The sequence below is a fragment of the Microcoleus sp. D2_18a_D3 genome, from assembly GCF_036702455.1.
Lineage (GTDB): Bacteria > Cyanobacteriota > Cyanobacteriia > Cyanobacteriales > Microcoleaceae > Microcoleus.
Genome location: NZ_JAUBTK010000134.1, coordinates 1,761 through 11,396, shown reverse-complemented (window position 1 = coordinate 11,396; position 9,636 = coordinate 1,761). Strand labels below are relative to the sequence as shown.

8 protein-coding genes and 2 pseudogenes are annotated in these 9,636 nt (G+C 46.9%); 6 read left to right on the top strand and 4 right to left on the bottom strand.

Annotated features, from left to right (window positions below; translation table 11 throughout):
• Window positions 1–72: 72 nt before the first annotated feature.
• Window positions 73–633, top strand: a pseudogene (locus QUB06_RS32700) (ISL3 family transposase); the annotation flags it as partial.
• A 426-nt stretch (window positions 634–1,059) separates the two neighbouring features.
• Here the strand turns inward: QUB06_RS32700 and tnpA are convergent.
• Window positions 1,060–1,474: pseudogene (gene tnpA / locus QUB06_RS32695) on the bottom strand (IS200/IS605 family transposase).
• Window positions 1,475–1,554: 80 nt separating this feature from the next.
• Between tnpA and QUB06_RS32690 the strand changes: the two are divergent.
• The 3 genes from QUB06_RS32690 to QUB06_RS32680 all read left to right on the top strand — a co-directional run bounded on the left by QUB06_RS32690 (window position 1,555) and on the right by QUB06_RS32680 (window position 4,539).
• On the top strand, window positions 1,555–2,814 hold the full coding sequence (locus QUB06_RS32690; RefSeq protein WP_333438807.1) for a transposase: 1,260 nt from the start codon (window positions 1,555–1,557) through the stop codon (window positions 2,812–2,814).
• Window positions 2,815–2,852: 38 nt separating this feature from the next.
• Window positions 2,853–3,794 carry a M23 family metallopeptidase gene (locus QUB06_RS32685; RefSeq protein ID WP_333438806.1) on the top strand — a complete coding sequence of 314 codons (942 nt, stop codon included), beginning with the start codon at window positions 2,853–2,855 and terminating at the stop codon, window positions 3,792–3,794.
• Window positions 3,795–4,002: 208 nt separating this feature from the next.
• On the top strand, window positions 4,003–4,539 hold the full coding sequence (locus QUB06_RS32680; RefSeq protein ID WP_006631395.1) for a late competence development ComFB family protein: 537 nt from the start codon (window positions 4,003–4,005) through the stop codon (window positions 4,537–4,539).
• A gap of 241 nt (window positions 4,540–4,780) precedes the next feature.
• On the opposite strand, the gene psb29 is transcribed toward QUB06_RS32680, so the two are convergent.
• Window positions 4,781–5,494, bottom strand: a complete 714-nt coding sequence (psb29, locus tag QUB06_RS32675) for a photosystem II biogenesis protein Psp29 (protein WP_333438808.1) — start codon at window positions 5,492–5,494, stop codon at window positions 4,781–4,783.
• A gap of 340 nt (window positions 5,495–5,834) precedes the next feature.
• Here psb29 and QUB06_RS32670 point away from each other — a divergent pair, with 340 nt between their 5' ends.
• Window positions 5,835–6,455 (top strand): chromophore lyase CpcT/CpeT, encoded by a 621-nt coding sequence (locus QUB06_RS32670; protein WP_333438805.1) that lies wholly within the window; start codon window positions 5,835–5,837, stop codon window positions 6,453–6,455.
• A 291-nt stretch (window positions 6,456–6,746) separates the two neighbouring features.
• On the opposite strand, the gene QUB06_RS32665 is transcribed toward QUB06_RS32670, so the two are convergent.
• A complete protein-coding gene (locus QUB06_RS32665) occupies window positions 6,747–7,109 on the bottom strand; it encodes an STAS domain-containing protein (protein WP_006631392.1) in 363 nt (120 codons plus the stop codon).
• Window positions 7,110–7,166: 57 nt separating this feature from the next.
• On the bottom strand, window positions 7,167–8,210 hold the full coding sequence (gene hemF / locus QUB06_RS32660; protein WP_333438804.1) for an oxygen-dependent coproporphyrinogen oxidase: 1,044 nt from the start codon (window positions 8,208–8,210) through the stop codon (window positions 7,167–7,169).
• Between the two features lie 190 nt (window positions 8,211–8,400).
• Here hemF and QUB06_RS32655 point away from each other — a divergent pair, with 190 nt between their 5' ends.
• Window positions 8,401–9,471, top strand: coding sequence for an Mrp/NBP35 family ATP-binding protein (locus QUB06_RS32655; protein ID WP_006631390.1), 1,071 nt, complete (start codon window positions 8,401–8,403; stop codon window positions 9,469–9,471).
• Window positions 9,472–9,636 lie beyond the last annotated feature (165 nt).

Genomic DNA, 9,636 nt, shown 5'->3' with positions numbered 1-9,636 from the left:
ATTTTGACATATTTTTTCAATTTTTTTGACTGATTTAGCTATTGATTTAGCATACCAAGTAAGGAAGAACCTAAAAATGTCTCAGAAGCTTTAATGCCACAAGCAGAAGTTGTGGCCGATAGATTTCATGTTATGAAGCAAGTAAATGAAGAATTAGATGGAGCTAGAAAAAAGATTAAGAAAGCAGCCGTTGCCTTAAAAAATAACTCGGAAAAAGATCGACTACTCTCCGGAATAAAAAAAAGTAAATATGTCTTACTAAAAAATGAAGAGGATCTCACTGACCTCGAAAAAGAGCAGTTAGAATCACTCAAAAAAGTTGCTCCTACACAAAAAATGCATCAAATGAAAGAAGAGTTTAGACAAATTTTTGAAGCCCCAAAAGATTGGGTAGAAGGATTATTTAGTTTAAGTGATTGGTTAAAAGATGCAATTTCCGTTTCCCCCAAAAGCTGTGGGACAATTATTAGGTGGATTGGAGAAATTATTGCGTATTTTTATCGGAGGACTACTCAAGGAGTTGTGGAAGGAATTAATAACAAATTAAAGCTCATCAAAAGAAAAGGCTATGGGTTTAGAAATTTTGACAACTTTATTCTTAGGAGCTTCTTACATTGGCATTTTGCTAGTTAGTTTTACATACTAGGTTCGGTAGAACCATCAAGGGTTTGATGCTACGACATAAAAACGCAAGCGGGGGCGGACGCACGCCGACCTCAGAAACCCGGTTTCTTCGTAGATTTATCGTGACTCGTCGCAAAACTCGTAGAAACCGGGTTTCTAGCTACCTATACGTGGGCAATGAAACTGTCCGAAGTATTGTAAATCTTCGACTTGAGGAAGGCAACGGGATTTGTGCGAAAGTACGATCGTCTCGCCAAATTTTTGAGTGTTGTTAAGTATTTATTTAAGTTAGCTAAACAGACGGGAATCCCCACACTATATCGCTTCGATTAGTGTGGGAGGACTCGTCGCGTTTCGCTGTGGATTCCACCCGTCAACCAATTCAAAACTATGTTTTGAGCGGTGGGCGGGTGGATGACGAGACAAACAAACTCTTTATTCAACTGGTCTATTTTGTCGTTCAATATACTTTTTTAATTGTTCCACAGTTACACCGCCACCAGAAACAATAAAATATCCATTCGTCCAAAAAACATCTTTCCAGTAGGTGTTTTCAACTTCAGCCGCCAACTCTTTCCGCAAATACCGACTAGATAGAGTCTTGAGGTTGTTTATAAGTTTGCTTGGCTCAGGAAAGCGGAGTGTACTGAAGTAGTAAATGTACGTGGTCGCATTCACCATTAAATTCTACCAATCTTCCTTCCCACTTTCCCATTATATTCTTAAAAATCTCCTCACGTCTTATCAGCATAAAATCTTTCAGCACTTTCCGCCGATACTTGGTGGTCAACACTAAATGACACTTGAGGTAGGAAACCCCTCTAGCTTTATGGATAAAATCTTTACTCATGTACTTGACACTAAATAACGTGTTTTGGTACAGTAATACTAATTGATGCGTACCGACTGCGATTCAATATTGGCCACTTAATGAGAACGGCTTACCAGTACAAACTACGTCCAACAAAACAGCAGGTCATTGAGCTAGACAGATGGCTATCCATGCTATGCGCCCAGTACAATTACCTGTTGGCTGATAGATTTAATTGGTACGAACAAAATCGTTCTCCCATCAATGCGTGTCAGCTAGTTTGCCACTTACCTAAACTGCGAGACAATCCTGATTATTACTCGCAAAAGAAAACGTTACCTAAACTCAAGAAAACGCATCCTTGGTATGCCGAAATATATTCGCAAATCCTTCAAGATGTAGTTAAGCGAGTTAAGATAACATTTGACCGTTTCTTAAAAGGTGATAGCAGCGGGAAACGCAGCGGTAAACCTCGCTTTAAAGCTCGCAGCCACTATCGCACCTTTACGTATCCACAAATGAAAGAGGGATGCTTAGAGGGCAACTTAATTAACTTACCGAGGTTTGGGAAAGTTAAAGTTGTCTGGCATCGCCCTATCCCTGATGGGTTCAAAATCAAAACCGCATCTGTCACTAAGAAAGCTGACGGTTACTACCTTACGCTCTCCCTAAAAGACAAGACAGTTCCAGAGATTAAGCCAGACTTTAATCCTCGTTCGATAACAGGTATTGATGTAGGAATGAAGGAGTTTTTGACAACCTCTGAGGGCGAAACAGTCGCCCCGCCCCAATATTACCGTAAACAGCAAAAACGCTTACGAACTATTCAAAAGCGAGTGTCACGTCGCAAAAAGGGGAGCAATAGTAGGCTTAAAGCTATGAAGCAACTGGGCAGACAACACAAGAAGGTTGCGGATAAGAGAAAGGATTTCCACTTCAAGACAGCTAATTGGCTGCTATCAAAATATGACGTAATCGCACACGAGGATTTAAACGTCAAAGGTCTAGCTCGTACAAGGTTGGCTAAATCTGTGTTGGACGCTGGGTGGTCAAGTTTTCTGTCGATACTGACAAACAAAGCCGTAAATGCTGGTTTGTTGGTTGTCCCAGTAAGCGCCCATAATACTTCACAAGTTTGTTCTAATTGCGGCGGCGAGAAAGTACCAAAAAAGCTGCATATTCGTTGGCATGATTGCCCTTGTTGTGGGTGTAGTCTAGACCGCGATCATAATGCAGCAATAGTAATTAAAAATAGAGCGGTGGGGCAACCCGTTCTTAACGCTCAGTTAATGTCCTATGCAATAGCAGGAGTCGCCCAGATGCCTACACCAATGGTGACAGCTTGTGTTGGTGTAGGAGTTGTCACTCTAGATAGTTAAAAATATATCAGCGAGAGAAAGGTTAAGGACAGCTAGTGATGGTAATGACTGTGAATCGAGACAACTGCGGGGTAAGTGCGGAAATAGTGACGGGTCTGATTTTGCGGTGGCAGCAGTTGAAAGTAAACAAGCTAACCGCCACTTCGATCGGGGGAATGGTTGCTGGCTTTCTGAGTTTTGCCCTGCCAGTGCAAGCTTTGCAGGTAGTTGTGACGCCGACAAATCCCCAACTGGGAGATACGCTGTCAGTAATGATTCAGGTTGACGGTAACGGCGGGGAAACTCCAACAGTTTCTCTACAGCAAAAAAACTACCCCGCGTTTCCCATCGGCAACGGTCGCTTTCGGGCCCTGCTACCGACGACGCCGCTAGAGAAACCCGGTGCCCGCCTTCTTCAAGTCGCAGGTGACGGACAAGTGCAGAAGTTGAGCGTGCAAGTGCGCGATCGAAATTTTCCCACTCAATCCATCTGGCTACCGCCTGGGAAAGACAGCGAAGGTACAGATGCTGAATTCGATCGCGTAGACGCATTTAAAGCACTCGTGACACCCGAAAAATTTTGGGACGGCAAATTGTTGCGCCCCAACTCCGGCGAAATTACCACTATTTACGGAGTTCGGCGATACTATAATGGGGTATTTGCTCAAGACTACTACCACCGCGGCGTCGATTACGCGGGTGCTTACGGTTCTCCTGTAGTCGCACCAGCAGCAGGTCGGGTATCTCTAGTGGGACGCGAATCCCAAGGGTTCAAAATCCACGGGAACGTCGTTGGTATCGACCACGGTCAAGGACTAGCAAGTATTTTGATGCACCTCAGCCGGATTGATGTCAAGGAAGGCGATTTCGTGAAAGCCGGCCAAGTAATTGGTACTCTGGGGTCAACGGGGGCTTCCACAGGCCCTCACCTGCACTGGGGACTTTACGTGCATGGGCAGTCGGTCGATCCTGTACCTTGGCGGCTTCAGGGAGTTGAGTAGGAGTTTTTACAGGTTTTGACGGATAAAGCAGTCAATTATGGGGTAAGTTTGTGGCTGGGGTGTGCAGATAACTGTGATGGGTTATCAGTATTGAGTTAGGATTTATATAAAATTTCTCAACTCAACTCTCAAAACTTGAATCTCAAGACGCTAACAATCGCGTCTTCACAAAACTTTATTGATGATGCCGTTGAGCGGGGACGCATATATGAGTATTGAAAAAATTGTTGAACAGGCTTTGCAGGATGGCTATTTAACGCCGTCTATGGAAGCTGAGGTGGGACGGATCTGCAATACGGCTTCGGAATTGTCGATCGAAGAGTACATGGCTCTCGATCGTCTGATGGGCTCTTTGTTGACTGGCGAAGTTGTGGTTCTGCCACGCAAACAGTTTATCAACGTGATGGAAGAGTTGGTACTCAGCGATGCGATCGCTAGGGTAGCGGAAATTGAGGCGACGAGCGACCTAAGTCTGGATGTGGGAGATATTGCAGCTTATGCTTTAAATAGGCTGCCACCTCTGTACGCTACGACGGAAGAGGGAGCTCACTTTCAAAGGGCTAGGGCTAAAGAGCAACTTCACGATTTGATTTCCAAAGAAGTCAACGCAGCGATCGCCCGCAACTTGGACAGGCCCGACACCCCAAACCCCACAGCTTTGGGCAAGTCTTCTGGAAACGAAGTTCTTTCACAGCTAAGCACTTGGCTGCAAGCTAACGCCACTAATTTTGAGCCACAGCCTTAGTACCACCCCAACAGCTCTATTTATGGTTAAGTCGATCCCGCTCAATTCAGAAAGCGGGATTTTTATTTTTTGAGCAACCAACATCTGAAGGCACAAGGCCGAAGCCTGAATTCAAGAAAAAAAATTAAAATTTAAGAGTTTTTTATTTTAGGTAAAAAATAAAAAACTCCCTTCCTTGTTCCTGATATCCGTTACATCCGTTATAAAATCCGTTGCCGAACTTCCTTCTTCCTTCAAACGATTAATTGCTGCTGTCAGAAGACTCAGCCGAAGGGCCAGCGGTAACTTTTGTCTCTCGCTTTTCGCGTTTTTTCCGTTCCGCTTGGATGACATCTTGAAGCACTATTCGCGCTTGGGCCATTTTTTCCAAATTGCTGCGGTACAAATCTAAATCTTTGCTAACTTTGTCTTCTGGCAGGTGCAAGGCCGCACTGACTTTGGCGATCGCATCGTTTCGCGTGTCTTGGTCTTTTACCAAGTTAGGGTCAGCTTTTTCTAATAGCGAGAACAAACCGATCGCGAACAAGCGACTGTACTTAAATTGAGGGTTGCTGGCGATCGCCCCTAAAGACGCTTGCAAATCCGCTGTATCTTCAAAGCTAGTCGAGCGATCGATCCACGAGAGCAACTCTTGCCCGGAAAGTCTATCCGCCAAGCTTTCCAATCGCTGAGCGTCTTGCTTGTAGCGCTCTGGATCGTCTTCTAGGGACTTGCACAAAGCGTTAAAAATCGAAACTCTGTCTGCTTCTGGGGCGTACCCAAGCATGAATCGATCGAAAGCTGTCACTACACCCAAAGCATAAATCGGGTCGTATTGAAAATCGGCATTCGCCGAAAGCAAGTGCATTTCTACCATCAACTCTTCCACCACTCGACGGTAAATTGAGTTGATCGGTCGAGTGTGAATCGTATAGAAACTTCGCTTAGTATCTGAAACAGTACGGTTATTGTTCACCTGAGTCTTATAGATAAATAATTTTGCCGTAGCGGGCGTGCCAGCGCGGCGTGAGTAAAGTCGGGGAGTCAATTCTGCGACCGGTCTGACAAAAAGTGCCAGTTTTTTAAGCGTTGCCGCCGGATTGCGAGACAAAATTTTATCAAAAAAATTTTACGCGCGATCGGCAGCAACCATTAATATGTCGCAATAGGAGGGAAAAACCCCAGTATCTTTACAATCATAGCTTAGCTGGGATCGCTCATAACTCTAATCTTCTGACTTGCCCAGCCCAGCTCTCGCAAGACATATCACAATAACTTTTTTCTGTCAAGCCCTCATCCTGAAAAATCAAACAAACATGACAATTTCTCCTGAATTAAGAGCTTTAGCCCAGTACATGGCGGGCGAATTTGACAACCGGGAACAAGCGCTAGCAGACCCGGCTTGGTACGTCCACCTTCGTATGTGGCAAAGACCCCTGCCAGTTGCTTTATTTTCCGAACCCAGCATTGCCCTGTTTGCCGAACAAGCCAACATTCTGGAATTAGACAAGCCATACCGCCCCCGCATCGTGCAACTGAGGCACTCACAGATAGCGCCAGGACTTATCGAAGCTCAGTATTATATGTTCAAGGATATCGCAGCCGTCAAAGGAGCCGGTTGCAACCCCGACTTGCTTGGAAAGCTAACGAACGAGCAAATCCAACTCCTCCCCGGCTGCACCCTCTCGGTGGCGGTGGAAAATTTAGCCTCAAATGGCTATCGCTTTCGGGCATCCTTGCCGGAGGGCACTCGCTGCGGCTTTGCCTACGGGGGGCAAAATTACCAAGTAGACTTGGGCTTTGAAGCCGCAGGCGAGGAGTTTCTCAGCTACGACAAAGGAATAAGCCCCACGACAGGCAAGGCTATCTGGGGAGCATTAATGGGCCCTTTTAGATTTGTCAAGCGTCAGGATTTTGCTTCTGAGATATTGGGTTGAACCAAAAAGCAACAAGAAAGAAGGAAGTCTGAGATATTGCGTTGAACCAAAAAGCAACAAGAAAGAAGGAAGAAAGATTTAGTTATCTAGGAGAGAAGGCAAGACTTTACCTTGACCTATTCTTCTACTGAGAGTGTTTTGGTGAACGTCTCAACCTTTCAAGAAAGTAAGAAGGCAGAAGGAAGCCGGCAAAAATTTACCTGCTTCCTGTTCTTCTGCTGGGTTTCTGCGCGCTTCTGAGTCTCAAGCTTAAATTACCCGCGACACTGCAACCGATGCCAGCAGGAGCGCTCAACTTGCGCGCGGCACCCCCTCTAGAGCTTCTTCTTCCGTTTCAAAGATTTCAAACACAGAATCCATCATGGTGACTTCAAACACCAGTTTGGCTTCTGGATGAACATTGCAAATGCGGAAACTTCCCTTAACTTTATCCGCATCCCGCATACCTGCTACAAGTGAGGTCAGGCCAGAACTATCGATAAAGTTAACCTGACCAAGATTCACTACGACATGGCGGCTGAGTTTGGAAATACACTCTTGCAACTTGAGGCGGAATTGCCAAGCTGTAGTGATGTCCAACCGTCCCGTCGGTGCTAAGACGATAACTGTTGTACCGTCTTGAAGCGTGTGGGTTTTTTGATCAATATGAATCACTGACCCTTCCCTCAAATTTATTATCTATCGCGGTGGTTACTTTCCCAGTAGTTTAACTCAGGTCGGTGACTGCTGAGGCATCCAATTCGCCCAATCTTGCGGTTTTAAGAACTTGGAGTAGAGTTCGGCTTCGGGAGAGTTGGGTTCTGGCTCGTAACAATATTCCCAGCGTACCAAAGGCGGCAGGGACATGAGAATCGATTCGGTGCGTCCGTTGGTTTGCAAGCCAAAGGTCGTGCCTCGATCGTACACTAAGTTAAATTCAACGTAACGGCCGCGGCGGTAAAGTTGGAAATTACGCTCGCGCTCGCCGTATTCTTTCGATCGGTGCTTTTCAACAATTGGGGTGTAAGCCGGCAAAAATGCCCGGCCGCAGTCCTGTACGAAGGCGAACAGCGACTCCCAAGTCCTAGGTTCCGGCGCGCCGATGTTGTTGCTGCACTCAGCGGCCTTGCCTTTGACATGATGGTCGCGGTAAAGCGCGCCTTGAGCGCTTTGGTAGTCAAAAAAGAGGCCGCCCACGCCGCGGGTTTCTTGGCGGTGGGGGAGGTAAAAATATTCGTCGCACCAAAGTTTAAATGTCGGATAATATCCGGGATGGTGGCGATCGCAAGCTGCTTTCAGAGTTTTGTGAAAATGAGCTGCATCCTCAGCCAACGGGTAATAAGGAGTCAAATCCACACCGCCGCCAAACCACCAAATCGGCCCAGCCTCAAAATAGCGGTAATTCAGGTGAACCGTAGGCAAGTAGGGATTGCGGGGGTGCAGCACCATCGAAGTGCCCGTTGCATAGAAATCGTGACCTGCTGCTTCTGGGTGCTTTGCCAGAATCAAAGCTGGCAAACTTTCGCCCCACACTTGGGAAAAATTGACTCCCCCTTGTTCAAACACATCGCCTTCGCGCATGACGCGAGAACGTCCGCCGCCACCTTCGGATCGTTCCCAAGAGTCCTCCTTAAATTTGCCAACGCCATCGAGCTGTTCGAGGGATTGACAAATCTCGTCTTGTAGGGTTTTCATAAATTGGCTGACTCTAGCTCTAGAGTCAGCGGGTGGCAAAAACGGGGAAGTGGCGGTTTTAAGTGTTGTAGAAACTGTCATAAAATTTTCTGTTGTCAGATTTGAGTTTTAGATGGGCGATGAATCCCAAATCCAGTCGTCATGTAATTATGCCACCGCAGGTCTGCAAATGATCGCTATGAAGTTACATTAAAAAATAGCAATAAAAATATACTTAAACCTGCGATCGAAAATTCGCAAACCCAATTGCAGAGCTATGGTGGAGAACACAATGCCCAATACACTCGATGTTAGTTCAGTCTTAGAAATCCTGCGACCTGTGCAAGACCCCGAACTGCAAAAGAGTTTGGTGGAATTGAACATGATTCGTAACATAAAAATTGACGGCGGTGTCGTCAGTTTTACTTTAGTGCTGACAACGCCTGCTTGCCCGCTGCGAGAATTTATTGTCGAAGATTGCCAAAAAGCGGTCAAACAGTTGCCAGGAGTCGAAAAAGTGGCGGTGGAGGTGACAGCCGAGACGCCGCAGCAAAAGGGAGTGGTCGATCGCCAAGGCATTGAAGGAGTGAAAAATATTATCGCAATTTCCAGCGGTAAAGGTGGCGTCGGCAAAAGCACGGTGGCGGTAAATGTGGCAGTAGCGCTGGCGCAAACCGGCGCTAAGGTTGGTTTGCTGGATGCGGATATCTATGGGCCCAACGACCCGACAATGTTGGGTCTGGGGGACGCGAAAGTGATGGTTAGGGACGGAAAAAGCGGGGAAAGCCTCGAACCCGCTTTTAATTACGGCGTCAAATTGGTGTCGATGGCGTTTTTAATTGACAAAGACCAACCCGTGATTTGGCGCGGCCCGATGTTGAACGGGATCATCCGGCAGTTCCTCTATCAGGTAAATTGGGGCGATTTAGACTATTTGATTGTCGATATGCCTCCGGGTACTGGAGACGCGCAGTTGACAATGGCGCAGGCGGTGCCGATGGCCGGTGTGGTGATCGTGACGACGCCACAGACTGTGGCTTTGTTGGACTCTCGCAAGGGGTTAAAGATGTTCCAGCAGTTGGGAGTGTCGGTGTTGGGAATTGTGGAAAACATGAGCTATTTTGTGCCGCCGGATATGCCCGATAAGCAATACGATATTTTCGGTTCCGGTGGCGGGGAAAAGACTGCTGCTGAGTTGGGAGTGCCGCTGTTAGGCCGCATTCCGCTGGAAATTCCGTTGCGGGAAGGTGGCGATTCGGGGGTGCCGATCGTGGTGGGACAACCGGGTTCTGCTTCGGCTAGGGAGTTGCGGGCGATCGCGGGTCGCATTGCCGGTAAAGTTTCCGTAGCAGCCTTAGCCTAACTCACATCTTGGATTGTTAATCAGCTTTTGATGGGCGGGCGTCCCGCCCAACCCTTACTCCCCACAAGAAACCTGTTTAGTGTGTGGAACAGGCATCTTGCCTGTTTAGTGTGTGGAACAGGCATCTTGCCTGTTTAGTTAGTGGAACAGGCATCTTGCCTGTTT

Excerpts from the sequence above, each read along its gene's own strand:
- QUB06_RS32655 (WP_006631390.1), top strand. The coding sequence starts at position 8,401 with ATGCCCAATACACTCGATGTTAGTTCAGTCTTAGAAATCCTGCGACCT.
- QUB06_RS32680 (WP_006631395.1), top strand. The coding sequence starts at position 4,003 with ATGAGTATTGAAAAAATTGTTGAACAGGCTTTGCAGGATGGCTATTTA.
- QUB06_RS32670 (WP_333438805.1), top strand. The coding sequence starts at position 5,835 with ATGACAATTTCTCCTGAATTAAGAGCTTTAGCCCAGTACATGGCGGGC.
- QUB06_RS32685 (WP_333438806.1), top strand. The coding sequence starts at position 2,853 with ATGGTAATGACTGTGAATCGAGACAACTGCGGGGTAAGTGCGGAAATA.
- QUB06_RS32690 (WP_333438807.1), top strand. The coding sequence starts at position 1,555 with ATGAGAACGGCTTACCAGTACAAACTACGTCCAACAAAACAGCAGGTC.
- hemF (WP_333438804.1), bottom strand. The coding sequence starts at position 8,210 with ATGACAGTTTCTACAACACTTAAAACCGCCACTTCCCCGTTTTTGCCA.